A 25,252-nucleotide genomic window follows, 5' to 3' on the forward strand; every position below is an offset into this window, starting at 1 on the left:
TGGTCCGGAAAGCGCATTGCGAACAGGGGTGGTGGAGGATTGGCTTGCCAGGGGCAACGCACCGAAACACGACCCGCCGGGTTTCCGGTCCGGAAACCCGGCACAGAGGGAAACGAATGACATCCATGCTCGCCGGCTGCACGCCCTGGCCCGAGGAGTTCGTCGAACGCTACTGGGCGGCCGGGCACTGGCGTGGCAACACGCTGGACAACCTGCTGCGCGGCTGGGCCCTGCAGTACGGGCCACGGACCGCGCTCGTGCACGGCGGCACCCGCATCACGTACGCGAACCTGAACCGGCGCGTGGACCGCATGGCCGCCGGATTCCGGCTGCGCGGCCTCCGGCCCGGGCAGCGGGTGGTCGTCCAGCTGCCGAACGTTCCCGAGTACGTCGTCACCGTGTTCGCGCTGATGCGCGTCGGCGCGATCCCCGTGTTCTGCCCGCTCTCGCACCGCACGTCCGAGGTGCCCGAGCTCGTGCGGGTCACCCAGGCCGTCGGCTACGTCGCTCCCCCGACGTACCAGGGCTTCGACCACACGGCGATGGCTGCGGACATCGCGGCCCGATGGCCGTTCCTGCGGCGGGTGTTCACCCTTGAGGCGCCGGGCGAGTCGTCCCCGTACGGCGGCCTTACGACCGACCCGTCGGGCTGTCAGTACTCCCCGCTGGGTTCCATCGACGCCGCGCCCGAGCCGGCGCTTGCGCAGAGCCCCGATCAGGTGGCGTTCCTCCTGCTCTCCGGCGGTAACGCCGCGGCGCCCGAGCTCGTTCCGCGCACCCACAACGACTACGCCTACCAGGCGCGGGCCGCCGCGGAGCTGGTGTCGCTCACCGAGGACGACGTGTATCTCGCCGCGCTGCCCGCCGAGTTCAACTTCGCCTTCGGCTGCCCCGGCATCGTCGGCACCCTCTCCGTCGGCGGCACCGTCGTCCTGGCCGAGAACCCGGAACCCGCCGAATGCCTCGCGGTCATCGAACGGGAGCGGGTCACCGTCACGTCGCTGGCGCCCGCCGCCGCCCGGCTGTGGCTCGACGTACTCCCCACGGTCCAGGCCGACTTGAGCAGTCTGCGTCTCCTCCAGGTCGGTGGCGCGCCCTTGCACCGGGCGACCGCCGAACGGATAGGACCGGAATTGGGCTGTCGCCTGCAGCAGGTCTTCGGCATGGCCGAGGGGCTGCTCACGCTCACCCGGCCCGCCGATCCGGAAGAGACCGTGCTCGCCACGCAGGGCCGGCCGCTCTCGCCCGACGACGAGATCCGCATCGTCGACGCCGACGGCAAGGACGTCCCCGACGGAGAGCCCGGCGAACTCCTCGCCCGCGGTCCGTACACCCTGCGCGGCTACTACCGGTCCCCCGGCCGCAACGCACGCTCCTTCACCGCCGACGGGTACTTCCGCACCGGCGAACTCGCGCGGCGCACCCCGGACGGCAACCTGGTGGTGACCCTCGATGACGCCCCGCGGCGGGCCGTCCACGAGGATCCGTCCGGCCCGTGACGGGCAGGGCAGGGCGCCTCGGCTCGAGGTCGCCCGCACCGCCGATCCTTGCCTTCGTCCGACCGGACACGGCCCCACCGCCCCCTGAGGCCGGTACCCGGTGTGGGCTGTGAGTTGGCTGTGAAGCGACGGGTCGAGGAGTCCGGAGTGTGGGATGAGTGCGGACAAGTTCTATATTCGTATGAACCATCCACACGCGGCCCGGCTGCGGGGATCTCAGGGGGACGACTGCGATGGCTGATACCGAAACCGCTCCGGCTGCCCGGACGGAGTCCCGGAGTAGCCGCAAGGTACGGAGGAAGGCGCAGAACCGCAGGCGCCTGGGCATAGGCGTCGCCGTGATCGCCATGGCCGGGGCCACCGCCGCCGCGTTCGCCTTCACGAGGAGCGGTCCCTCGGGGGCCGCCCAGCACGATGCGAAGCTCGGGGCTCCGGGCGGTGCGGCCGACGGGGCCGCCGCTGCGAAGAAGGCCGAGGAGGCGTGGGACGGCAAGGTCAAGGTGCTGGGCGACGGCTCCACCTCCTACACCGGGCCACAGCCGGGACAGCTCAAGCCCGAGCGGCTGAAGCCCGGGGAGAAGCCGCCGCAGTTCGTGGTGTTCTCCTGGGACGGCGCGCTGGAGGGCGACGACCACCTCTTCTCCCACTTCCGCGAGGTCGCCCGCGAGAACAAGGCTCATATGACCTTCTTCCTCACGGGCATCTACCTGCTGCCGGAAAGCAAGAAGACGCTCTACCGGCCGCCCCAGCACAGCCAGGGTTCGGCCGCCATCTCCTACCCGACCGTCCCGCACGTGAAGAGCACGCTGGAGCAGTTGCGCGGCGCCTGGGGCGACGGCAACGAGATCGGTTCGCACTTCAACGGGCACTTCTGCGGCCCCAAGGGCGGCGGGGACTGGAGCCCCGCCGAATGGAAGAGCGAGATCGACCAGACGTATTCCTTCGTCAAGAACTGGAAGACCAACACCGGTTTCACCAAGGAGGCGCCGCTGCCCTTCGACCCGGACCGGGAAGTGGTCGGGGGCCGGGCGCCCTGCCTGGAGGGCCAGAAGAACCTGCTGACCGCGATCAAGCCGTACGGCTGGCGCTACGACGCGAGTTCCGCGGGCGACTTCCAGCTGTGGCCGTCCAAGCAGGACGGCATCTGGAACTTCCCCCTGCAGCTCGTACCGCTGCAGGGCAAGGAGGTGCAGGTCCTCTCCATGGACTTCAACTTCCTCTTCAACCAGTCGGGCGACAGCACGCAGGGCGACCCGGCGAAGTTCGCGGCGTGGCAGGCGCAGACCAGGGGCTCGTATCTGAACGGCTTCAACCGTGTCTACAACGGCAGCCGGGCGCCCATGTTCGTCGGCAACCACTTCGAGGACTGGAACGGCGGCATCTACATGAAGGCCGTCGAGGACGTGATGAAGGACGTCTGTCCGCGCCAGGACGTCCGCTGCGTGTCGTTCCGGGAGCTGGCGGACTGGCTCGACGCGCAGGACCCGAAGGTCCTGGCCCAACTGCGCACGCTCGACCCCGCGCAGGCACCGGACTGGGCTTCGCTCATCAAGTAGACGGGCCCTGCGGTCGCCGGGGGGCCGGGCAGCGTGCGCTGCCCGGCCTACTTCACCGCCTTGATGTAATCGGTCCACAGACGCACCGCCCGCTCGCTGCCGGGCGTGCCCGGGGCGTCGCCGCCCAGTCCCGTCAGCGGCAGCGGAACCAGGTCGGTCAGCGACATCCGGTAGACCACCACGGCCGTGGACTCCTGCTCGGTGCTCGCAACGAACCAGCCGGCCGTATTCGCGGCCGTCGTTCCGGTCTTGCCCGCCGCCCCGGCGTGCGCCTTGCCCGCCGCCTTCGCCGAACCCTCGGTGACCGCGTCCCGCAAGGCGTCCGTCACCGCCTGGGCGGTCTTGGCCGTCACGGCGCGGGTCGGCTGCGGCGTATCGAGCGGCACCGCAGCGCCGTTGAGGCTGACCGAGCGCACCGAGTAGGGGTCGGTGTGCATGCCGTCGGCGGCGAAGGTCTCGTAGGCGCCGGCCATGCGGATCGCACTGGGCATCGAGTTCTCCCCGAGCGCGAACGTGGGAATGCGTGGCCCGAGGCTCGATCCGAGCAGGCCCGCGCGCTGGGCGAACGACTGCACGCCGTCGAGGCCCACGTCGAGGCCGAGTTGCATCATGGGGGTGTTCACGGAGTTGGCGACGGCCTGGCGCAAGGTCACCTGGCCCCAGTTGCGGCCGTCGTCGTTGCGGCCCTTCACGACCTTGCCGCTGCGGTCCCAGTACGGCCCCTCGGGCGTCTGCACGGTGACCTGGTCGTCGCCGTTGTACGTGGTGGAGGGGGAGACGGGCGTACGGGTCTTGCCGCGCGAGCGCAGCACTCCTTCGTCGAGCGCGGCGGCGTAGACGATCGGCGTGAACGCCGTGCCGACCGGGATCGTCGTCGCGTTCGACTCGTTGAAGCCCTGCTTCAGATAGTCGGGGCCGCCGTACACGGCGAGCAGCCGCCCGTCGGGGGAGACGCTCGCCGCGCCGATCTTCGCGTGTTTGTCCGTGTCGGGACGCCGCTCGGCGTCGAAGTCCTTCTGCGCCTTCTGAACGGCGGAGGTCAGGGCCGTCATGCGGGTCCGGTCGAAGGTCGTGTAGATCTGGTAGCCGCCGAGGTCGAAGTCGGAGTCCGAGATGTGGCCCGCCTTGATCGTGTAGGCCTTGGCCAGCTCGACCAGATAGCCGGTCTGCGCGCCGGGAGTTCCGGGGAGGGCGGCCCCCGAGGGCTCGGGGAAGGCGGTGTAGGTGGCGCGCTCGGCGCGCGAGAGCCGGCCGGTCTCGACCATGCGGTCCAGGATCCAGGCCCAGCGTTCGACGGCCCGCTCGTGGTTCTCCTTGCCGAGGGCCGGGTCGTACAGCCCGGCGCCCTTGAGGAGGGAGGCCAGGAAGGCGCCCTCGCTGGCATTGAGCTGCGAGACGTCCTTGCCGTAGTACGCCTGGGAGGCGCGCTGGATCCCGTACGTCCCGCGCCCGAACCAGCTGGTGTTGAGGTAGTCCTGGAGGATCTGGTCCTTGTCCCTCTGGTTGTCCAGTTTCACGGCGAGCAGGAGCTCGGTGAACTTCCGGGAGAGTGTGCGGTCCTGGTTCAGGTAGGCGTTCTTCACGTACTGCTGCGTGATGGTGGACCCGCCCTGGGTCTCGCCCCCCGTCGCCGCGGCACCCAGGGCGCGCAGGACGCCGGACGGTGACACGCCGGGATCCGAGTAGAAGCTCGCGTTCTCGGCGGCGAGAACGGCTCCCTGGACCTTGGCCGGCACCTTGTCCAGCGGCATCTCCTGCCGGCTGACCCAGCCCGTCCGGGCCATCGTGGAGCCGTCGGCCCAGTAGTAGACGTTGTCCTGCTGCGTGGCGAACGAGTTGAGGTCTTCGGGTATGTGCGTGGTCGCGTAGGCGTACGTGATGAAGCCCGCCAGGACTGCGAACGCATACAGGCAGGCACCCAGCCACTGGCGCCAGGAGGGTATCCACCGGCGCCAGCCGCTGCGGCCCGGCCTCGGGAAGGCGGGCCGCAGGCGCCGCAGTTGTGTGCGCGCCGCAGCGGTGGCCGACGCGAGGGCGGCCGGCCGGCCGGCTGACGCCCGGGGCCGACGGCGCGTCCCGGTCTTCCCCCGGCGGCCCGACGGGGCACCGCCACTACCCTCCGGAACCGCCCGCCTGCCCCACGATCGCCCTCTTGCGGACGTATCCTGCCTGCCCACTGGGAATGCCCCCTTGCTGTACTTTCCTGCATACCCTAGAGGCATTTGCTGTGAGGCCGGCGTGAAGGCATCGGCATCGGGCCGCGAAGTACGGCGCCGTGGCCGGAGATGAACCGGAGGCAGGCCGCCCTGCGCTCGAGACGGTTCCTGTCAGGCGACTGCCGGCGAAGCGGAACGCATCGAAGGAGTCGTCAGGTTGTGCGAGGATTCCGTCCCCCGGTTCGTGTGGACCGGGTGACAAGGGGAAAAGCAGTGATACCAAAGAGGTTCAGGCTTGCCGTCGGCGCAGCCTTGACCGTGACCCTGTCGTCCGCGACGCTGTTCGCCTACTCCGCGAGTGCGGGTTCCGGGCCCGAAGCAGCCGACCGCGCGACCGTCGACGCCTTCGCCCGCATGGCCGACGACGTGCTCTCCCAGCGCACCCAGGCTCTGGTCGAAGACAACCCGGGGCACCGCAACTCCGGCCCGGCCTCCGCGAAGACGCGCATGTCGGCCCAGCTGAAGAAGGACGAGGACGCCGCGATCTCGTCGCTGCAGTCCCGTAAGACGCGCCTGGCGGCGCTCGGCGAGGCCTACACGGGTGCCACCACCCACGTCGCCGTGGAGCGAGCCACGGTCACCGGCGGGAAGGCCACCGTCGCGGTCACCGAGGACACCACGCTCACCTACAAGAAGCTGCGCGGGGACGAGCCTGCCACGACCGACTTCCGGACGCGCTACGAACTGACCCTCACCAGCAAGCGGGGCGGTGCCTGGGAGCTGACCTCGATCAAGTCCCAGGACAACGGCCCCGTCGCGATCAACGAGCCGGTGGCGGCCAAGGCGAAAGTCGTCAAGGACGACGGCAACCAGTACCCGGACGGCACGCCCGCGTCGACCAAGTACCCCGCCCCGGCGAAGCCCAAGGCGAAGACCGGCGGTGCGTACGACTACACGGCCATGGCGAAGTACGCGGAGAAGTACTGGAGCAACTACAACCCGGCGTACCGCAAGTTCAGCGGAGCGGGGGGTGACTGCACCAACTTCATCAGCCAGGCGCTCAAGGCGGGTGGCTGGAAGACCGTTCCGGGCCCCACGACGGACTACCGCAACTGGTCGTACGACGGCACGCGCCAGACCGACTCGTGGGTCGGGGCGAACGAGTGGGCGTGGTTCACGCTGTCCAACCAGCGGGCCGCCAACCTGGCCAGCGTCTACCAGACGGACGTCGGTGACATCGTGCAGGTGGACTTCAACAGGGACGGGTCCAAGGACCATTCCATGATGGTGACGTACCGCAGCAACGCCGGAATGCCGTACCTCACCTACCACTCCACCAACACGTACCGGAAGTCGCTCGCGAGCATCATCGCGTCCTACCCGGACGCGGTCTATTACGCGTACCGCACCTGACGGGTGCCCTTCGGCTTCTCCTGCCGCGGAACCCCCGCGGCAGGAGAAGCCGGCCGGGATCACCGACGCCGGAGCGCCCGTTCAGTCGATGACCGCGGTGGCTTCGACCTCCACCAGGTGTTCGGGTACGTCCAGAGCGGCGACACCCAGCAGCGAGGCAGGGGGTGCCGCGGTGACCCCCAGCTTCGCGGCCGCCCGGCCGAGCCCCTCCATGAGCAGGGGCATCTTGTCCGGGGTCCAGTCGACGACGTAGACGGTCAGTTTCGCCACGTCGTCGAAGGAGGCGCCGACCTCGGCCAGGGCGGTGGCGATGTTGAGGTAGCACTGCTCGACCTGGGCGGCGAGGTCGCCTTCGCCGACATTGACTCCGTCGGCGTCCCAGGCGACCTGTCCGGCGATGAAGACCAGCTTCGATCCTGTCGCGATCGACACCTGCCGGTAGGCGTCGATTTCCGGCAATCCGTTGGGGTTCACCAGGGTGATGGACATGCTGCCTGCCTCCATTGCCATGAGCGCCCGCGAGCTCGCTTCCATCGAGCCGTAACGCGCGCTTGCTCTCTTGTGGTTACTCAGGAACCGTAGGAGAGTGGTTGCTGACATGGAAGAACGCACTTTTCAGTGACTGGGGAACCTGATGGTGACCAAGCAGTTCACGGGCTCGCCCGACGAGGCGGACCTGCGGCGCGCGGACTCCCTGGGGCGGGAGATCTTCTCGGACGTCGCCAACAAGTGGGCGCTCCTGATCATCGAGGCCCTGGGGGACGACACCCTGCGGTTCAGCGAGCTGCGCGATGAGGTCGACGGCGTCAGCCACAAGATGCTCACCCAGAACCTGCGCATGCTGGAGCGCTACGGTCTGGTCGAGCGGACGGTGCACCCCGTCGTGCCGCCACGGGTCGAGTACACCCTCACCGAGCCCGGCCAGGCCCTGCGGGTGACGATCGACGGACTGTGCGACTGGACCCACCGCCACCTCGGTCACATCGAGGCCTCCCGCCGGCGATTCGACGACGCCTGACGGCCAATGGCCGCGCAAAGCGGCGGAAGATCGGCTTCCGGGGTGACCGCCGCTCCGCGAGACTGAGGAAGCCGGTCCCCGGAGGAAGGCTGAGGTGCGCGGTGGCTGAGTCGGAGGATGACCTCACCATCCGCCATGTCGCGGAGCGGCTGATGAAGGCCCACCCCGAGCTGGATGCCGGGCTGGTGGAAAGCTCGGTACGGACGGCGTACGAAGAGCTCAGATATGCACGTGTGCGTACCTACCTGCCGGTCCTGATGGAGCGCCGGGCCAAGGACTTGCTGCCCTCTGACCAGCAGACGAACCGCCATACCTGACGGTCGATGCGTGGGCGGCGCCCGCCGAACCGGATGTGGCGGATCGATCGGCGGGCGCTGCCGAGCCGGGCCCGGCGTGGCATCGGCGGTCTTCAGCCGGCGGCGGCCTGCCTGATCAGTTCTGCGACGGCGTCCGGCTGCGAGACGTACACGGAGTGGCTGCCGGCCACCTCGACGGTCTGTGCTCCGATCCGCTCGGACATCGCGTGCTGGGCCGGCGGCGGGATCATGCGGTCGTCGGTGGCGATCAGGTACCAGGCGCGCTTGGTCCGCCAGGCAGGCCGGGACACCGTGCCGCCCAGGGCGTCCAGGCCCCACGGGACCTGGGAGTCGGCCATGAACTCGGCCTGGGCGCGCGGCAGGTCGCCGGCGAAGGAGTCGGCGAACTTGTCGCGGTCCAGGAACAGGAAGCCCTGGTCGGGCGGCAGGATGGGCGGGACCGGGGCTCCCGGCGGCGGGTCGGCGATCAGGGTGCTCACCGACTCGCCCTTGTCGGGGGCGAACGCGGCGATGTACACCAGCGAGGTCACCTTCTCGTGGTTGCCCGCCTCGGTGATCACGACCCCGCCGTAGGAATGGCCGACCAGGGTCACCGGTCCCGGCATCCCGTCGATCACCTGATGGGTGGCGGCCACGTCGCCTTCCAGCGAAAGCGTGGGGTTCTGCACGATGGCCACGTTGTAGCCGTCGGCCTTGAGGGCGTCGTACACACCCTGCCAACCGGAGCCGTCCACGAAGCCTCCGTGAACGAGCACGACATTTCCGCGCGGTGCGTTGTCGTTCATCTTTCCTCCAGTGTTCTTCGGGCCTGAATGCGCGGCCCGTGCTGCGCACCCTACGAATGTGGCCGAATTCGCCGCTTCCGTCATATGACGTAGCCCAGTCGGCGGAGTGTGTCAGTGCTGGTCGAGCCGCCTCAGGGCGTCTCCCAGTCCGGCCCGGGAGGTCACGCCGAGTTTGGGGAAGAGCTGGTAGAGGTGGGTGGAGACGGTGCGCGGGGAAAGGGAGAGCTTCTCGCCGATCCGTTTGTTGGTCAGGCCTGCCGCCGCCAGGTTGGCGATTTCCCGCTGCTGAGGTGTCAGCGGGGCGGTCTCCGGCCGGGGAGACGTACGCGCGGAGCTGCCGCAGGCGCGCAGCTCCTGGTTCGCCCGATCGGCCCACGGCACCGCGCCGAGCCGTTGGAACGTGTCAGCCGCAGCGGCCAGGTGATGGCGCGCCAGCGCGCGTGCTCTGCCGCGCCGGAGCCGCTCGCCGTAGTACAGGCGGATACGGGCCAGGTCGAAGGGCCACCGCCCGGCCCCCTCCACGGCGAGCGCGTCCTGGAAGCCCGGATGCCGTTCGTCGTCGGCGGCAAGGGCGGCGGAGGCGTGCAGCAGCATCCTCAGCCGCGGGGACACCGCCTCCAGACCCGCGTCCCGGGCTGCGGCGACATGGTCCACGGCCCGGCTGCTGCGGCCTGTTCGCATGGCCGCGTCGACCAGTTCCATGACCGTCCACAACGCCTGCGGGGCGAAGTCCGGCAGCTTCCCGGGCGGCGCGATCAGCGTCGCCTGCTGATACGCCTCCTCGAAGTCCCCCTGCCCCAGGGCGGACAGGGTCCTGGCGTGAGCGGCGTAGGCGCGCACGGTGTCGGCGCGCCGAGGCCCGGCCCACTGTTCCATCTGGCCGGTCAGGCCGCGGACCGCCGGGTGGTCTCCGCACGCCGCGGCCGTGCAGGCCAGCAGGTACTTCCCCACCCAGGCCAGCATCGGATAGTGGTACTGGTCGCACAGGTCCAGTCCCTCGCGCACGAACTGCCGCAGGTCCGACCACTGCCCGGTCATCCACGCGTGGTTGCCGAGCAGGAACAGGGCGTCGATGGCGGTGGTGATGTTCTCGCCCCGGCGGCCGCCCGCCACGACGCGGTGCAGCCCTTCCACGCATCCGTCCAGCCGGTCCACGTACGCCCCGGCGGTGGCCACCCGGATGATGCGCAGCGGGTCGGACTCGTGGGTCAGCTCCGCGATGACCTCGTCCAGCACGGCCAGAGCGGACGGGCCCGTGCGGGCCGGATCGGCGAAGGTGCTGCGCGCCGTCGCCAACAGCACGGGGACGGCAGGGTACTTGGCCAGCGCGGCGTCGAACGGTGACCACAGCTCCGGCCGGCCGCCGAAGAAGCACACCAGCAGCAGGGTGTGCAGACCCTCGGCCAGCGTGGCATCGGCGGGGTCGTACGGTTCGGGCTGCATGGTGATCGCACCGCACAACAGCCTGTACGCGGTGTCTATGTCGCCGGAGCCGTTGAGCAGGTACGCCGCACCGGCCACGGCCATGGCCAGGGATCCCGCCCCGGGCGCCGTGCGGCGCGCATCGTCCAGCAGGTGGGGCACGTCCCGCAGGTCACCGGTGATGTTCGCGCCGGTGTAGGCCGCCTCGGCGAGCCGTCGTGCCCGTTCGGGCCCTGCGGGGGTCAGCTCGGCGGCCCGCAGCAGGGCCGTCACCGCGGCGGGCCCGTCGCCACGGTGGCCGATGACGGCGGCCGCCCGTTCCAGCAGCGCTGCGACCCGCTCGTCGGGGGCCTCCGTGGCCTGGGCCAGGTGCCAGGCCTGGCGCTCGGGAACCTCCTGCCATGCCCGGGCGAGCGCACGGTGGGCGCTGCGCCGTTGATCGCTGGTGGCCAGCTCCACCACGGCCGCCCGTGTCAGCGGATGCCGGAACCGCATGCCCGACGGTTCGTCGACGCGGAGCAGCTGGGCGTGCTCGGCGGAGCCCAGGTGCTTGAGGCTGCACCGCCCGGACGTGGCACGCCGCAGCACCTGCAGGTCTCCGGTGCCGTCCAGCGCGGCCAGGAGCAGCAGGTAGCGCGTGGCCGCAGGCAGGCCGGTGATGCGGGAGGCGAACGCCGACTGCAGTCTGCGGCTGAGCGGTAAACGCTCGGGGAGGGTCGCGGAGGCCGCCTGCTGCGGGCCGCTGAGCGCGACCGGAAGCTCCAGGAGCGCCAGCGGGTTGCCCTGCGCTTCGGCCATCAGGCGCCGCCGTACCCGCAGCGCGAGCGCCGGGAACCGCTGGACCAACAGGTCCTCGGACGCGGCGTCGCTGAGGGGCCCCACGTCGTGGATGGGCAGTCCGCTGTGGTCGAAGAACCCCTCCGCCCCCTCCCGGGCCGTGCACAGCATGCCGACGCCGCGGCCTGCGAGTCGGCGCGCGACTTCGCCCAGGACGGTGGCGCTGGCCGGGTCCAGCCACTGCGCGTCGTCCACGACCAGCAGTGTCGGCTTGTGGCCCGCGAGCTGCCCGAACACCGACAGGACGGCGTTCGCGACCGTCTCGTGTTCCGGTGCCGGGCCGTCCCGGCGGCCCAGGACCACGGCCAGCGCGTCGCCCAGGACGACCGACGGCTGTTCGCCCGCCGCCGCCTCGATCAGCTGCCCGAGGCCGCTGTAGCTCAGCCGTGCCCGGTATTCCGCACCGGCCGTCGCCACGACGCGCATACCGCGCTCCTCTGCCCGGGACACGGCGGCAGCCAGCAGTGCGGTCTTGCCGACGCCCGGATCACCGAGCAGCAGCAGGGGACCGCTGTCCCGCGCGACACCCTCCAGGAAGAGGTCGATGCGGTCCAGATCTGCCGTGCGCCCGAAGAGCGGCCCGTCCGTGTCGAACATCCGCGGAGCGGCTCGGTCCGCCGGGACAACCGGTCCGCGTACGGTCTCCGTCGTGGGCATTCCCTGTCTCCCCATGCTCTAGGAGTTCCCGGAAGTTACGAAGGCGGCGACCTCGCGGGTGAACCGGTCCGGCTCCTCCAGGTGGCCGAAGTGTCCACTCTGCTCCAGGACGAGCAGCTGCGAGGCGGGAATCAGCGTGTGCAGCTCCTCGGCCCACCGCGCTCCGCACACGACGTCGTGCCGGGCTGCGAACTCGCCCACCCTGCGCATCAACTCCTCGCCGAGCTCGGGCCCGTGACCGGCGCACTCTCGTACAACACCACTCCGGCGAGCTGGCCGGGACGGTGCAGCGCGTGGAACTGGGCGACGAAGCCGCCGTGCGAGTGGCCGAGCAGGTGCACCCGGTGCCCGGCCAAGTGGTCGATCAGCGCGGCCAGATGGCTCGATGCCGGGGCCGCCGGGGTGCGCCACGCACAGCGGTCCCGTTCCGTGGACGTGGTACCGCAAGGCGACGCCCTCCGCCGGGAGGGTGTAGGCGCCTTCGGCCGGCGGGCCGGTAAGAGGTGACCCCATCAGTGCTCCCGATCTTTGAACGTGGGTCGATGACACCGACAAGATGCGCGGGCGGAGCGGAAGTTCGACCCCTTCGGAGTGACGTGTGCCACATCGCGCCGAGGGAGCGGACCGAGCGGGCTCTAACCGGATAGGTCATCCGCATGCGTGTTACGGTCACACCAAGCGGATGACCTATCCGAATTTCTACCGGGGTGGACGTGTCATGAAGAAGACAGCCGTCGTTACGGCCGGAACGGCCGGCATCGGCCTGGAGACGGCGCTGGGGCTGGCTGCGGCCGGGTTCTCGGTCACCGTGGTCGGACGCAACGCCGACCGGGGCGCCCGGGCGGTCGAGCGGATCAACACGGTGAGCCCGGAACACCCGGGCCGGTTCCTGTCCGCCGATCTCGCCTCGCTCGACGACGTGCGCGCCCTCGCCGGCCGGATCACCTCCGACCATGCCGCCTCGGGCGAACCGCTGACCGTACTGGTCAACAACGTCGGGGCGATGTTCCCGGATCGGCAGGACCTGGGCGGCGTCGAGGCATCGTTCGTCGTCAACCACCTCTCGCCCTACCTGCTGACCGAGCTCCTGCTCCCCACACTGACGGCCGGTGCGCCGAGCAGGATCGTGAACGTCACCTCGGGAGCGGTCGGGGTGGCGAAGCGGGTGTTCGACGCCGTCGAGCCGCCGGGGGGCTACTACGGCTTCCACTGGTACGGCCGCGCCAAGCTCGCCAACCTCGCCTACACGCTCGACCTGGCCAAGCGCCTGGACGGCACGGGCGTATCGGTCTTCGCCGCCGACCCCGGCGGCGCCGCGACCGACATGACCAACGGCACCTTGACCGACCCGAAGATCGTTTCGCCCGCCCTGCGGCTGCTGTGGCCGCTCGTGCGCCGCACGTTCGCACGCTCGACTTCCGGCCCGGCGTCCCTAGCGGCCAGGCCCTCCATCATCGCCGCCACCGACGACGCGCTGACGGACCGCACCGGCATCCTCATCGGGGCCGAGGCCCGCCCGGTCACGCCGGCCCGCGCGGCAGCCGACCCTCGCGTCGCCGAGGCCGTACGCCGGCTCAGCGAACGGCACGCGCCTCTTGCGGCCACCTGACCCGCCGTGAAAGGCCGATACGGGCGGCGGGGCCATCCGGATGGGCTATCCAATTAACATGTCCCCATGACGACGACACCATTGCGCAAGGACGCGGCCCGCAACTGGGACCGGATCGTCGCCGTCGCCCGTGCCCTGGTCGACCAGGGCACGCCCTTGCAGCTCAACGACGTCGCCCGGCGCGCCGGACTCGGTGTCGGCACCGTCTACCGGCACTTCGCCACGCCCGAGGCACTGCTGGAGACCGTCGCCACCCCGTGTCTGGAATCCCTGGCCACCGCCGGCCGGCGGGCGCTGGCCGGCACCGACCCCTGGGGCGCGCTGGAGGCCTTCCTCACCCGCACCGTCGAAGCGCAGGTCAGCGACGCCTCCCTGGCCCCGGTCACCGCCGCACCGGCCGACACCCTGCCGCGGACCACGGAACTCAAGGCGTCGCTGTGGTCGTCCGGTGCCACGCTCCTCGACCGGGCCAGGGAGGCCGGAGCGGTCCGCCCCGACCTGGCCTCCGCCGACCTGGTCCCGCTCATGTGCGGCATCGCCCACGCCGTGCACGTCCACGGCGGCACCCCTGCCGACCGGATCGACACCGCTCACCGCTACCTGGCCACGCTGCTCGAGGGCCTGCGAGCCGCACCAGCGCCGGAAGCCGGCCCCACCCGGTAGGCAAGGGTGTCATCTCCGATGGCGCAGACGGCACCACGCCGGCAAGCCGAACCACAACCAGGCCACTGCGCCGACGATCACGGATGCCAGCACCGCGGACGTGCCGAACCCCAGCACCATGGTCACCACGAGGAGGAGGGAACTGCTCATGGCCACCATGAGCAGAACCAGCCCGGCGAGTGCCAACCGGTTGGAGACCGTGACCAGTTGTGTCCGCATCCCGCAGCGGAAGACCACGCGGTGGAAGGGGGCCGGTGCCATGAGGAAGGCGGCGGCTCCGAAGGCCACGAACAGGGTCAGCACGTACTGACCCGCCTGCACCTCGGTGAGCGCGCCGAACCGCGGGCTGAAGACGAGGGTCATGAGGAAACCCAGCAGGATCTGTACGCCGGTCTGGGCCTGACGTACCCGCGCTCAACTCCTCGTCGAACCCCTGATGAAGTTCCAGTGAACGGGTAAACGGCGCCCCCGCGCCTCCGGTTCACCTCGACCCGCACGGCCCCGCATACCTCGTCACCTCTGCGGTCTCGGGTCGCGGGGCGTCACCGGTCGAGCGGCTCGAGCCGCCGCCCCGCGCCGGTCGGCAGGTGTGCCTAGCACGCCTACGTCACATGACGGAAGCGACGGTGCCCGCCCGGAACCTAACGTCCTCCGCGGGACGGCGTCCGTCCAGCCAGGCCCGGCGACACGAAGGCCCCGCCACACCGCCGCACACCGCCGCACCAGAACGTCCCGCCCGGCCCACCGCCGGGCGAAACCCGTTTGTTCCCCGTCCACCGAGAAGGAGTCACCCCATGGGTCCTGATCCCACCCGCCGCCGCGTGCTCGCCACCGGCGCCGCCGTCGCAGGCACGGCCGCTCTGCTGGGACCGCTCGGCTCCACCGCCTACGCCGCGGACCGCGCCGCGGCCGGAACCAAGCCGACGATCGTGCTGGTGCACGGCGGATTCGCCGACGGATCCGGCTGGAACGACGTCATCAGGCGCCTCCAGCACGCCGGATACCCGACCCTCGCCCCCGCCAACCCGCTGCGCGGCCTGACCACCGACGCTCCCTACGTCGCCGGCGTCCTCCGCTCGATCACGGGCCCGATCGTCCTGGTCGGCCACTCGTACGGCGGTGCGGTCATCACCAACGCCGCAGCGGGGATCCCCAGCGTCAAGGCGCTGGTCTACATCGCCGCGTTCGTCCCCGACCAGGGCGAACAGCTCGGCGCACTGATCAAAAGGTTCCCCGGCAGCATCATCCAGGCCGCGACCCGGGCGGTTCCGTACGCCAACCCCGACGGCACCACCGGCACCGACCTGTACCTCCAGGCCGACAAGTTCCGGGCCGCGTTCGCCGCAGACGTCCCACTCGCCGACACCCGCCTCATGCAGGCCACCCAGCGGCCCTTCAGCGCCTCCGCCTTCACCGACACGACCACCGCCGCAGCCTGGCACACCGTCCCCTCCTGGGGCCTCGTGGCCGGCGAGGACAAGGCCATCCCGCCGGCCCTGGAACGCTTCTTCTACCGGCGCGCAGGCGCCCGCGGCATCGTCGAGGTACCGGGGGCGTCCCACGTCCCCATGATCAGCCATCCGGGCGTCACCGCCCGCCTCATCGAAGACGCCGCCGAGGCCACCCGCTGACCGGGCAGGAACACCGATGAGGGTCAGTATCGTGGGCGGCGGGATCGCCGGGCTGACCTGCGCACTGAGCCTGCACGCCGCCGGCTTCCGGCCCCGGGTGAGCGAGGCGGCACGGACCGTCGAGGCCGTCGGTGTGGGGATCAACCTGCTCCCGCACGCCGTGCGCGAGCTCACCGAACTCGACCTGGCCGAGGAACTGGCCGTGGTCGCTCTGCCCCCGCATCGCCTCAGCTACCGCGACCGGGCGGGCGAACCGATATGGGAGGAGCCGCTCGGCCGCGCGGCCGGCTACCACTGGCCGCAGTACTCCGTGCACCGCGGCCGCCTGCACGTCATGCTGCTGGCGGCGGTGCGCGAGCGCCTGGGACCGGACTCCGTTCGCACCGGCCGGCTGTTCCGGCGCTTCGAGCAGACGGCGGGCGGCGTGCGGTCCCACTTCGTGGACCGCACGAGCGGCACGCCGGCGGTGGAGGACGCCGACGTGCTGATCGGCTCCGACGGCATCGACTCCGCGGTCCGCGCCCAGCTCCACCCGGACGAGGGCCCCGCCCACGGGAACGGCGTCCACATGTGGCGCGGAGTCGCGCGGTACCCACACGTCCTCGGCGGCCGTTCCATCGTGGTGGCTGGCGGCACCCCGGGGGCGAAGTTCGTCGCCTATCCGATCGAGGACCCGGCGGTCGAAGGGGGCGATGCGTTGCTGAACTGGGTACTGGAGGTACGGCACGGGCAGTCGGCCGCGCCGCCGGACCGGCCGAGCCGCCGCATCACACCGGCAGAGGCCCGCGCCGGCCTGGCGGACTGGAACCTGCCGTGGATCGACCTGGAGGCGCTCGCCGAGCGCTCCTCGACGATCTTCGAGTACCCGATGCTCGACCGCGACCCGCTGCCGAACTGGAGCTTCGGGAGCGTCGCCCTGCTCGGCGACGCCGCGCACCCGATGTTCCCGATGGGCATGAACGGCGGATCGCAGTCCATCGTCGACGCCCGTGTCCTGGCCTGGTGTCTGACGCGGGAGCACGACCCGGCTGCCGCGCTCCGCCGCTACGACCGCATGCGCCGACCGACCGTGAACGCTGTCGTGCTGGCCAACCGGGACCTGGGACCGGAAGCGATCATCGCGCGGGCCGCGGAGCACGGCGGAGCCCTGCCCGTCGGCCGGGCGGAGTCGATCGCGAACCGCTACAAGCGCCTGGCCCAGGCCACGGTGACCCAGGTCAACACCCACCCGTCGTGGACGGTCCGGGGTGATGGCACAGACCTGACCCGTTGAGGGCCCGCGTGCTCGAGCGGTCGGCGGCTCAGACCGCGCGGTCCAGTGACCCCTCCAGGTCGAGTTCGCCTTCGCGCGTCTGGGCGCCGGCCGCCACGGCGGCCCGCATGCGCTCGACCACGGCATCCGGTGCCGGGTAGACCCCGCCCAGGGCCTTGCTCTCCTCGCCGAGCCCCTCCAGCAGGCTCCCGCCGGTGGCTGCGGCCCCGACCGCCGCCTTCGCGGCGGCGATCTGCTCCGGGCGCAGCGCCGCGATGCGCCGGGCCAGGTCGTCGACGAAGCCGTCGAGCTCGCCGGCCGGGAGGGCGCGGTTGATCCAGCCGTAGCGCTCGGCCACCTCCGCGTCGAAGAGGTTTCCGCCGAGGATCACCTCCAGGGCCCTGGCGCGGCCCACCAGCGGGGGCAGCAGCTGGGTGCCGCCACCTCCGGGGATGATGCCCATCCGGGTCTCGGGCTGGGCGAGCCAGGTCCGCCCCCGGGCGGCGAAGCACATGTCGAGTGCCATCGCCAGCTCGTTGCCGCCGCCCCGGAGGCGCCCGGCGAGCTTGGCGATCGTCACCTGCGGCAGCGCGCGCAGGCGCAGCATCAGCTTCTGCACGGGGTTGATCAGTGACTCGTCCCCGCCGGTCCGGGCGTCCGGGTTGGCGAGTTCCGCGAAGGTCTCCGGGTTCAGCATGAAGCCCAGGTCGACGTGGGCGACGAAGAAGTCCGGGTCGGCGCTCTGCAGCACGATCACGCGCACCCGCTCGTCCTCGCGGACGGCTCCGGCGAAGTCGTGCAGTTCGTTGATGAGCGTCGTGTCGAGCATGTTGACCGGCGGGTTGTCGAGCGTGACGTGGGCCACGCCCGCGTCGATCGCCACCCGCAGTCCCGTGTAACGGTCGTACGTCATCTTGTTCATCTCCCGGTGGAATCACTGGCCTCAGGCCCGTACACCGGTCACGCTAAAAGCTGACGTTGACGTCAGGGGCAAGGGGAATGTGATGCGCATCGGTGAACTCGCCACGAGAACGGGTGTGAGTGTGCGGGCGCTGCGCTACTACGAGGAGCAGCACCTGCTCGCCTCCGAACGCAGCCCCAGCGGACAGCGGCACTATCCGGACGACGCCGTCGACCGTGTCCTGCTGATCCAGCAGTTGTACGCGGCGGGGCTGCCGAGCCGGTCGATCGTGGAACTGCTGCCGTGCGTGGTGACCGGTGAGGTGACACCGGAACTGCTCGAACGGCTGTCGGCGGAGCGGGACCGCATCGACACCCGGATCGGCACCCTGGAGGACACCCGGGACAGGCTGGACGCGGTCATCGCCGCGGCGACCGCCACCTTCCGGACGGGCAACCCCTGCCGCTGAGGGCGGCGCGCCTCAGCCGTGGCCCCGCACCACGGTGAGACACCGGCTCGCGCACCCGGAGCCGAGCTGATCGGTCTCCATGGGTGCGCAGGCGGCGTTGGCCGGTCTCAGGCCGTGGCGGGTGCTGCGGCCTCGGGAGACGCGGGGGGCGCAGGGGTCTCGGCGGCGGCCCCGGTCCCGGCACCGGGCAGGGGGATGCGGTGCAGCCCCCTGCGGTCGTAGAGGCGGGTGACGGCGAAGCCGAAGACCAGCGCGGCGACGAGGGCGACACCCATCGACGCCCACGCCCGGGTCAGGCCCGCGTCGGCCTGGGCTCCGTAGTAGAGCAGCGAGCGCAGCCCCTCGGTGATCTGGCGCAGCGGCTCGAACTCGGCGAGACCTCGGAAGAACCCGGGCAGCGCCTGGACGGGCACGGTGGCGCCGGAGGAGGGGACGGCCATCGCGACGAAGACGATGGTGGCCAGCAGCATGCCGGGGGTGCCGAAGGCGGCGAACAGGGCCAGGCTGCCGATGCCGACGACGGCGATGGTGGCGACCGAGTAGAGCCACAGCAGGCCGAGGTGCGACGCGTCCATGTCGAGGATGGCGACCGTGGCGACCTCGACCAGGGTGCCCATGACCAGGGACAGGCCGAGCATGAGCGCCATACCGATGGCCAGGGTACGGACGCGGCTGGTGTGCTGGACGGGTTCGCGCTTGCGGATGGGGCCGAAGTCGGTGTGCAGGTAGCCGAGCGCGGTGTCGACCTGAGAGTTGACCACGTTGGCGCCGAGCATGCCGCAGACGACCAGGACCAGCGCGTAGTAGAAGGCGCTCAGCCCCATGGCGCTGCGGGAGCCGACGGGGTGGCCGTCGGCGACGTTCACGGTCACCGGGTCGGCCAGCTTGAGCTGGGCGGCCGTCGGCAGCGGGGTCTTCTGGGCCGTGGCCTGCTTGAGGAGTTCCTGGCCGAGCTGGGCGGAGGCCGCGTGGGCGGCCTTCTGGGCGGCCTGGGAGGACATCGAGGAGCCGATGCTGCCGGCGGCCTGATTGGTCAGCACGGTCAGGGTCGGCGGGACGGCCTTGCCCTGGGGCGCGGGCTGCGGGGCGGCGAGCCCGGTCACCGTGGCGGAGAAGTCCTTGGGGATGACGAGGGCACCGAAGACCTTGCCCCGGCCCAGCCGCTTGTCGGCCTCCTCGCGGCTGACGACCTGCCAGTCGATGCTCTTGTCGCCCTTGGCGGCCTTCTGGATCCCCGAGACGACCTGCTCGCCCAGGTTGACGCGGCGGCCGCCCGCGTCGGCGCCGGCGTCGGTGTTGACCAGGGCCACGGGCAGGTCGCGCAGGTTGCCCCTCGGGTTGACGTTGCCCCCGACGTAGAGCAGGGCGAACAACATCGAGACCACTGCGGCGATGAGTCCCGTTCCGATCCACAACTGGGGTCGGCGGAGCACGGAGGGGGGCGTGGGCTGAGGCATCGATTCTCCGGCGCGGCTGCGTTCCTAAGCTGGATACTTCAGGTATCCAGCTACTGGATAGTCGCAGTATCTTGTTGTGGTGTCCAATCGCCGATGACGGATTCCGGACCACACGACCATCAGGGAAGCCGTATGAAGATCTCGGAGCTCAGCCGGCGGACCGGCGTGCCGGTCGCCAGCATCAAGTACTTCCGGCGGCAGGGCCTGCTGCCCGCCGGGCGGGCGACCGCCGCGACCCTGGCCGAGTACGGCGAGGAGCACGCGGAGCGGCTGCGGCTGATCAAGGCACTGACCACGCTCGGCGGCCTGTCCATCGCCGCCACCCGTGAGGTGCTCGGAGCCGTCGACCAGGCCCACAGCTCCGAAGGCGCCCTGGGAGCGGTCAGCTACGCCCTTCCGGTGCCGGTGGCGGCCCAGCCCGCCGCCGCCCCCGAGGAGGAGGCCGAGGCCGACGCGACCGCCGGGGCCGAGGTGGCGGAGCTCCTCACGACCCTGGAGTGGCAGGCGCCCGGCACCTCACCGCACGTGCAGGGGCTGACGGCGGCACTGAAGGAGCTGCGACGGCTCGACGCGCAGTACGCCCCGGGCGAGCTCGCCGCCTACGCGAGGCTCGCCGAGTCGGTGGCCCTGCTGGACCTGGAACGCGCGGCCGGCCTCGACGACCCCGTGGCCCTGGCCGAGCGGGCGGTCATCGTCTTCGCGATCTGCGCCCCGGTGTTCGAGCTGTTGCGGCGTCTCGCCCAGGAGGACCAGGTCCGGCGCCGCGTCGCGGACGGCGGCGCCGGGTCCGCAGCACCCCGGTAGCGCAGCTGCCGACCCACCCTGCGGGGCGCCTGCGCGCGGTCGGGTGTGCGCGCCGGGCGGTGTGCGCGCCGGGCGGGCCGCGATGATGGCCGGAAGACGCCGGTCGGCAAGCCAACTCTCCACGTTTTCAACGCAGTTGTTAATACGGGATTAGCCGAACCGTGCGTGAATGGTCAGCCGGGCAGTAGATGCTGCCGCTTGAGCGTGACGCGAGCGTGCTGGGGGGCATGTGTGACCGTCGGAGAGAGGGCTTCAGCGGAGAGACCGTTCATCGAGGAGCCTCGTCTGACCGTCCGGCGCCGGTCGTCCGGCTCGTGGTCGCGGCGGAGCCTGCTGCTGTTCTTCCTGCCCGCGCTGGCCACCGTACTGACGGGCCTCGCCGCGCTGGCCGTGTCGGGCAATCTGCTGCTGCCCTTCGAGAGCGTCGTCGTCCTCGAGGGCAAGATGGCCTCCAAGCGCGACTTCTTCGAGGACGAGGAGGTCCAGCGGATCCTGCTCAAACACCGCGTCAAGGTCCACATCACCAGCTCGGGCTCGCGCGAGGTCGCCCTGCGGGACCTCGCCGCCTTCGACTTCGTCTTCCCCTCGGGTCAGCCGGCCGGCGATCTGATCACCGGCGTGCGTGCGGCGGCCGGCCAGTACGCCAAGGTGCACCGCCCGTTCGTGAGCCCCATCGTGCTCGCGACGTACCGGGAGTACGCCGAGACGCTGCACGGCGCCGGCATCGCCACCCCGCTGCCCGCCGAGGGCGCGGACCGGCCGCTCTACTACTCGTTGGACATGCAGAAGTTCCTCGACAGCATCGACAGGGGACAGCGCTGGAACGATCTCGGCATCCAGCAGCACGGGATCTCCAACGCCAACCGGATCGTCGCCCAGAGCCCCGACGTGTGCGGCTCCAACTCGGCCGGCACCTATCTGGCACTGGTCTCCTTCACCAGGCGCGGCAACGGTCCCGAGGTGCCCTCCACCGAGCAGGAGGCGAGCAGCCGCGCGCAGTCCGTCAAACACCTCATGGAGCAGGGCCTGCCCGCGGCCGATGTGTTCAAGACGTACATCTCGCCGGAGGGCAAGGGGATCGCCCCGGTGGTCGTGGCCTACGAGCACCAGTACCTCACCTATCAGGTCCGCCACCGCGCCGAATCCGAGCGGCTCGACCCGGAGCGGGTGCTGCTGTATCCCTCCAGCCAGTTCGTCACCCAGCCCCAGTTCATCTCCCTGAACGGCAGGGGCGAGCGGCTCGGCGAACTCATCGCCACCGACCCGGAGTTGCGTCGGCGTGCGACGGAGCTGGGCTTCCGGATCCTGGACCCGGCAGGCGAGGTCGCCGGCGACCACCTGTCGCAGTTCCTGACCGAGCGGAGCGTCCCGGTGCCGGCCCTGCGCAGTGACAACACCCGCTCGCCCATGCCCAGGATCCGCTACCTGGAGCAGATGATCTCCATCGTCGGCGACTGCCCGCCCGCCCCGCTCCCGGACGGGGCGCCATGACGGCCCATGGCACGACCGGCCGGCGCCCCCGGACCCTGGCCGCGCTGGCCCTGGCATGCCTGTGCGTGCTGGCCACGCTCACCGCCTGCTCCGGGGACCGGGACGAGCCGGTCACCCTGCGGGTGCTCGCCAGCTCCGAACTAGCCGACATTCAGCCCCTGTTCGACGATCTGCGCCGCGAGACCGGCATCACGCTGACCATGGAGTACCAGGGCACCGTCGAGGCCACCGCCTCCCTGGTCACCGGCCACTACCGGCACGACCTCGCCTGGCTCTCCTCGTCCCGCCCCTTCCAGCTCCTGTTGAAGCAGGCCGGACGCCAGACGGACGGTCCGCTGTCGACGAGCACCATGCGCTCCCCCGTCGTCGTCGGCCTGAAGCCCGAGGTGGCGCAGCGGCTGCGGAAGGCGACCCCCGACGGGCAGCTGTCGTGGGCGGACCTGGCGGACGCCGCGGCGGCGGGCACGCTGAAGTACGCCATGGCCGACCCCCGCAGTTCGAACAGCGGGCTCGCCGCGCTGGTCGGCGTCGCGACCGCCGCCGCGGGTACCGGCGGCGCGCTGCGCCCCGAGGACGTCTCCTGCGACCGGCTGCGCGGCTTCTTCACCGGGCAGGCGCTGACCGAGGACTCCTCCGGCCGCCTCACCGACGCGTACGCACGCGACCAGGACGGCCTCGACGCCCTGATCACGTACGAGTCCGAGCTGCTCTCCCTCAACCGCGCGGGCACCCTGCGCACTCCCCTGGAGGTCGTCTACCCGAAGGACGGCATCGTGCTGTCCGACTATCCGCTGATGCTGCTCGATCCGGCCAAGCGGGCCGCGTACGACCGTCTGACGGCCTGGCTCCGGAGCGAGCCGGTTCAGCGGAAGATCATGGAACGTACGCTGCGCCGGCCCGTCGACCCCGGCCTCACCCGCGTGCCCAGCCTGCGCACCCCGCTCGGCAACGCCCTGTACTTCCCGGACAGTCAGGCGGTCGTCGACCGGCTGCTGGCCGACTACGCCGACGCGCGGAGCGGCCGCCCGGTGCGGGTGATCTTCCTGCTCGACTTCTCCACGTCCATGCGCGGCGAGCGCATCGCGAACCTCCGCGCCACGATGGACGGGCTCAGCGGCGCCGACGGCTCGCCTTCCGGCAAGTTCACGCGGTTCCACCAGGGCGAGACTCTCACGGTGGTGCGCTTCGGCGGCCGCGTCCTGGACGAGCGGAGCGTGACGTACGCGGGGGCGCCCGACCTGGAGCGGCTGCGCGGCATGGTCGCCGACGACACGTTCGACGCGGGCACCGCCGTGTGGTCGGCCCTCGACCACGGCTACCGGACCGCGGCCGACGCGGTGGGCAACGACCCCGGGCAGCGCGTCTCGATCGTGCTCATGACGGACGGGGAGAACAACGCCGGGATGAGCCTCGACGCCTTCCTCGCCCGGTACGCGGCCCTGCCGTCGGCGGCCCGCGCGGTCCGCACGTACACCGTCCGGTACGGCGAGGCCGATCCGCGGGACCTCGACCGGGCCGCCAGGGCCACCGGCGGGCACATGGCCGATGCCACCGGCCAGTCCCTTCTCAATGCCTTCAAGGAGATCCGTGGGTGTCACGAGTGAAGCGTGGTGGGCCGTGTGGTGGCCCTGGATGCTGCTGTGGGCCGCCACCGGGGCGGGCCTCGCGGCGCTCCTGGCGGTGGCGGCGCTGCGGCTGGTCCGCGCCCGGCGGGCCGCCGCCGCCCTGGACTTCACGGACGGCATCTGCTTCTACCTGCACGACAAGACGGTGATGGACCACTACCAGATGGGCGGGTACACGGCCGCCCTGCGCAAGGAGGTCGAACAGCGCACCAGCGACAGCAAGGACGGCACCGTCCGCGCCAAGGTCTTCGGCGTCGGCGCCGACGGTGGCCGCAAGGAGAACACCGAGATCGTCAGCCGCTATCTGGAGGTCGCGGAGCCGATCTCGGTGATCGGCCTGATCACGAAGGTGCTGGAGGAGAAGCGCATCATCGTGCACGTCGACCTCCCGAGCCAGTCGGTCACGCGCGGCCCCGCGCTGCTGCGGACGGCCGCCGACGCGCAGGGCGCCGTCCGGCTGCGCGACATCGAGGGCTTCGTACTGATCCGGGGCCGGTTCCGCACGACCGGCGACGGCCCGGAGCGATCCGGCTCCACCGTGTTCCTCGCTCCGTACGGGGATCCGGCCGACCCGTCACGGGGCCCCCGGGTCCGGATCACCTGCGCCACGGAGGGCCTGCGCAACCAGGTCCCCCGGGGCACCTTCTTGGCCCGGTGCCTGGGCAAGGTCCAGGAATGGGACCCGGAGGAGGGCGTCCTGGAGGTCCAGGCGATGGCCGTCTTCCGCTAGGGCGGTGCCCGACGATCGCCGACGCCCCACGGCACGGGTACGCGATCGCCCAGGAGGTCGAGAAGATCTCGGAAGGGCGCACGAAAATGCGCACCGGAACGCTCTACGGGGCCCTGGAGCGGCTCCTGGATCAGGAACTCATCGCCGTCCACGAGGAAGAGGTGGTCGACGGACGCATGCGGCGCAGCTGTGCGCCGAGACTTTCAAGGTGCAGGACCGGCTCGGGTACCGGGCCAAGTCCCTGCCTCACTTCGCCGCGTCTTTCCGCAGCCACAGGCCAGAGACCCTCCGGGGTGGGAGCCTGGTGGAGAGGTTCCAGGAGATCAAGGGTGTCGGCCCCTACACGGCCGCTGTCATGGCTTCCGATGTCTCGCGCGACCCGTCGGTCTTCGGCATTGACGTCTGGAACCGGAAGATCTTCGCGCGGACCCTCCTCGGCGTCCCGGACGCCGACGCCGAAGTGATTACCCGCCGGATGAACGAGCTCTTTCCCGGCCACGCCGGCACCGCGGCCCTCTACCTCGTCGAGCACGAGTACCTCGCAACGCCGGTCACGCCGCTCCTCGATCCCTCGGGGATCAGCTCCTGGAACCAGGCCCTGGAGGGCACCACCGCCTGATCCCTCCTCGCACCCCCGTCAGGGCAGCGGCAGCCCCGCCACTGCCCTCCCCGGCATGCCCACAGACGCCACGACCCAGCTGCCGAACCTGAGCCCACAATCCCCCGCCCGGGTGACAAGGCCCTGTTCGAGCGAGTTTCAACACCTCCCCCTCAGGCACGCCAAGCCCACCAGGGCCGACCAGAACATTTGTTCACCATCCGCCCCCGAATCGACCGTGACTCGCCCGATCGGGAGCCGTTCTTAGAGCACCAGTACCAGCCGTGCGCCCATCCGGAGGACCGTATGAATCCCCAGCCGAACCACCCCGAAGCTCCTTCCGTAATCGAACATCCCAAGTC

23 protein-coding genes and 2 pseudogenes are annotated in these 25,252 nt (G+C 70.9%); 16 read left to right on the forward strand and 9 right to left on the reverse strand.

Annotation, left to right across the window (positions count from 1 at the left end; translation table 11 throughout):
- Positions 1–116 precede the first annotated feature (116 nt).
- Together ACZ5WG_RS14330 and ACZ5WG_RS14335 are read left to right on the forward strand one after the other, a co-directional pair.
- Positions 117–1,499: a (2,3-dihydroxybenzoyl)adenylate synthase gene (locus ACZ5WG_RS14330; RefSeq protein WP_468723135.1), complete on the forward strand. Its 1,383-nt coding sequence runs from the start codon at positions 117–119 to the stop codon at positions 1,497–1,499.
- Between the two features lie 233 nt (positions 1,500–1,732).
- Positions 1,733–3,055 carry a polysaccharide deacetylase family protein gene (locus tag ACZ5WG_RS14335; RefSeq protein WP_468723136.1) on the forward strand — a complete coding sequence of 441 codons (1,323 nt, stop codon included), beginning with the start codon at positions 1,733–1,735 and terminating at the stop codon, positions 3,053–3,055.
- A 47-nt stretch (positions 3,056–3,102) separates the two neighbouring features.
- Here ACZ5WG_RS14335 and ACZ5WG_RS14340 read toward each other — a convergent pair whose 3' ends face one another.
- Entirely contained in the window at positions 3,103–5,277 is a 2,175-nt protein-coding gene (locus ACZ5WG_RS14340) for a transglycosylase domain-containing protein (RefSeq protein WP_468723137.1), read from the reverse strand.
- 207 nt (positions 5,278–5,484) lie between these two features.
- Between ACZ5WG_RS14340 and ACZ5WG_RS14345 the strand changes: the two genes are divergently transcribed.
- Positions 5,485–6,624 (forward strand): amidase domain-containing protein, encoded by a 1,140-nt coding sequence (locus ACZ5WG_RS14345; RefSeq protein WP_468723139.1) that lies wholly within the window; start codon positions 5,485–5,487, stop codon positions 6,622–6,624.
- An 81-nt stretch (positions 6,625–6,705) separates the two neighbouring features.
- On the opposite strand, the gene ACZ5WG_RS14350 is transcribed toward ACZ5WG_RS14345, so the two are convergent.
- Positions 6,706–7,113, reverse strand: coding sequence for a RidA family protein (locus ACZ5WG_RS14350; RefSeq protein WP_468723140.1), 408 nt, complete (start codon positions 7,111–7,113; stop codon positions 6,706–6,708).
- Positions 7,114–7,258: 145 nt separating this feature from the next.
- On the opposite strand from ACZ5WG_RS14350, the gene ACZ5WG_RS14355 reads away from it, so the two are divergent.
- Together ACZ5WG_RS14355 and ACZ5WG_RS14360 are read left to right on the forward strand one after the other, a co-directional pair.
- On the forward strand, positions 7,259–7,642 hold the full coding sequence (locus tag ACZ5WG_RS14355; protein WP_468723142.1) for a winged helix-turn-helix transcriptional regulator: 384 nt from the start codon (positions 7,259–7,261) through the stop codon (positions 7,640–7,642).
- 101 nt (positions 7,643–7,743) lie between these two features.
- Complete coding sequence (locus tag ACZ5WG_RS14360; RefSeq protein WP_468723144.1) at positions 7,744–7,959, forward strand: three-helix bundle dimerization domain-containing protein; 216 nt, start codon at positions 7,744–7,746, stop codon at positions 7,957–7,959.
- A gap of 92 nt (positions 7,960–8,051) precedes the next feature.
- Here ACZ5WG_RS14360 and ACZ5WG_RS14365 read toward each other — a convergent pair whose 3' ends face one another.
- The 4 genes from ACZ5WG_RS14365 to ACZ5WG_RS14380 all read right to left on the reverse strand — a co-directional run bounded on the left by ACZ5WG_RS14365 (position 8,052) and on the right by ACZ5WG_RS14380 (position 12,001).
- On the reverse strand, positions 8,052–8,744 hold the full coding sequence (locus ACZ5WG_RS14365) for an alpha/beta fold hydrolase (protein ID WP_468723146.1): 693 nt from the start codon (positions 8,742–8,744) through the stop codon (positions 8,052–8,054).
- Positions 8,745–8,855: 111 nt separating this feature from the next.
- A complete protein-coding gene (locus tag ACZ5WG_RS14370; protein ID WP_468723148.1) occupies positions 8,856–11,660 on the reverse strand; it encodes a helix-turn-helix transcriptional regulator in 2,805 nt (934 codons plus the stop codon).
- Between the two features lie 18 nt (positions 11,661–11,678).
- On the reverse strand, positions 11,679–11,861 hold the full coding sequence (locus ACZ5WG_RS14375; RefSeq protein ID WP_468723149.1) for an alpha/beta fold hydrolase: 183 nt from the start codon (positions 11,859–11,861) through the stop codon (positions 11,679–11,681).
- An 8-nt stretch (positions 11,862–11,869) separates the two neighbouring features.
- On the reverse strand, positions 11,870–12,001 hold the full coding sequence (locus tag ACZ5WG_RS14380) for a hypothetical protein (RefSeq protein WP_468723892.1): 132 nt from the start codon (positions 11,999–12,001) through the stop codon (positions 11,870–11,872).
- A 377-nt stretch (positions 12,002–12,378) separates the two neighbouring features.
- On the opposite strand from ACZ5WG_RS14380, the gene ACZ5WG_RS14385 reads away from it, so the two are divergent.
- Together ACZ5WG_RS14385 and ACZ5WG_RS14390 are read left to right on the forward strand one after the other, a co-directional pair.
- The gene (locus ACZ5WG_RS14385; protein ID WP_468723151.1) at positions 12,379–13,269 is read left to right on the forward strand and encodes an SDR family NAD(P)-dependent oxidoreductase; all 891 of its coding nucleotides are present in this window, start codon (positions 12,379–12,381) and stop codon (positions 13,267–13,269) included.
- Between the two features lie 66 nt (positions 13,270–13,335).
- Positions 13,336–13,932, forward strand: a complete 597-nt coding sequence (locus ACZ5WG_RS14390) for a TetR/AcrR family transcriptional regulator (protein WP_468723153.1) — start codon at positions 13,336–13,338, stop codon at positions 13,930–13,932.
- Positions 13,933–13,941: 9 nt separating this feature from the next.
- On the opposite strand, the pseudogene ACZ5WG_RS14395 reads toward ACZ5WG_RS14390, so the two are convergent.
- Positions 13,942–14,328, reverse strand: a pseudogene (locus ACZ5WG_RS14395) (DUF6328 family protein); the annotation flags it as partial.
- A gap of 398 nt (positions 14,329–14,726) precedes the next feature.
- Between ACZ5WG_RS14395 and ACZ5WG_RS14400 the strand changes: the two are divergent.
- Entirely contained in the window at positions 14,727–15,563 is an 837-nt protein-coding gene (locus ACZ5WG_RS14400; protein WP_468723155.1) for an alpha/beta fold hydrolase, read from the forward strand.
- Between the two features lie 16 nt (positions 15,564–15,579).
- Complete coding sequence (locus tag ACZ5WG_RS14405) at positions 15,580–16,836, forward strand: FAD-dependent monooxygenase (RefSeq protein ID WP_468723156.1); 1,257 nt, start codon at positions 15,580–15,582, stop codon at positions 16,834–16,836.
- Between the two features lie 28 nt (positions 16,837–16,864).
- Here ACZ5WG_RS14405 and ACZ5WG_RS14410 read toward each other — a convergent pair whose 3' ends face one another.
- On the reverse strand, positions 16,865–17,728 hold the full coding sequence (locus tag ACZ5WG_RS14410) for an enoyl-CoA hydratase/isomerase family protein (protein ID WP_468723893.1): 864 nt from the start codon (positions 17,726–17,728) through the stop codon (positions 16,865–16,867).
- Between the two features lie 91 nt (positions 17,729–17,819).
- Here ACZ5WG_RS14410 and ACZ5WG_RS14415 point away from each other — a divergent pair, with 91 nt between their 5' ends.
- Entirely contained in the window at positions 17,820–18,185 is a 366-nt protein-coding gene (locus tag ACZ5WG_RS14415) for a MerR family transcriptional regulator (RefSeq protein ID WP_468723157.1), read from the forward strand.
- Between the two features lie 107 nt (positions 18,186–18,292).
- Here the strand turns inward: ACZ5WG_RS14415 and ACZ5WG_RS14420 are convergent, their stop codons facing one another.
- Positions 18,293–19,642 (reverse strand): YhgE/Pip family protein, encoded by a 1,350-nt coding sequence (locus ACZ5WG_RS14420; protein WP_468723158.1) that lies wholly within the window; start codon positions 19,640–19,642, stop codon positions 18,293–18,295.
- A 132-nt stretch (positions 19,643–19,774) separates the two neighbouring features.
- On the opposite strand from ACZ5WG_RS14420, the gene ACZ5WG_RS14425 reads away from it, so the two are divergent.
- From ACZ5WG_RS14425 to ACZ5WG_RS14450, 6 genes and pseudogenes are all read left to right on the forward strand, one after another.
- The gene (locus ACZ5WG_RS14425) at positions 19,775–20,446 is read left to right on the forward strand and encodes a MerR family transcriptional regulator (RefSeq protein ID WP_468723160.1); all 672 of its coding nucleotides are present in this window, start codon (positions 19,775–19,777) and stop codon (positions 20,444–20,446) included.
- Between the two features lie 231 nt (positions 20,447–20,677).
- Positions 20,678–21,937, forward strand: coding sequence for a hypothetical protein (locus ACZ5WG_RS14430; RefSeq protein WP_468723162.1), 1,260 nt, complete (start codon positions 20,678–20,680; stop codon positions 21,935–21,937).
- Positions 21,934–23,541 (forward strand): vWA domain-containing protein, encoded by a 1,608-nt coding sequence (locus ACZ5WG_RS14435; RefSeq protein WP_468723164.1) that lies wholly within the window; start codon positions 21,934–21,936, stop codon positions 23,539–23,541. The genes ACZ5WG_RS14430 and ACZ5WG_RS14435 overlap by 4 nt, the downstream gene beginning before the upstream one ends.
- Positions 23,525–24,292 (forward strand): hypothetical protein, encoded by a 768-nt coding sequence (locus ACZ5WG_RS14440; protein WP_468723165.1) that lies wholly within the window; start codon positions 23,525–23,527, stop codon positions 24,290–24,292. The genes ACZ5WG_RS14435 and ACZ5WG_RS14440 overlap by 17 nt, the downstream gene beginning before the upstream one ends.
- 14 nt (positions 24,293–24,306) lie before the next feature.
- Positions 24,307–24,480, forward strand: a pseudogene (locus ACZ5WG_RS14445) (PadR family transcriptional regulator); the annotation flags it as partial.
- A 20-nt stretch (positions 24,481–24,500) separates the two neighbouring features.
- Positions 24,501–24,911, forward strand: a complete 411-nt coding sequence (locus tag ACZ5WG_RS14450; RefSeq protein ID WP_468723936.1) for an HhH-GDP family DNA glycosylase — start codon at positions 24,501–24,503, stop codon at positions 24,909–24,911.
- The last annotated feature ends 341 nt before the right edge of the window (positions 24,912–25,252 follow it).

The sequence above is a fragment of the Streptomyces sp. NPDC032745 genome, assembly GCF_055579465.1.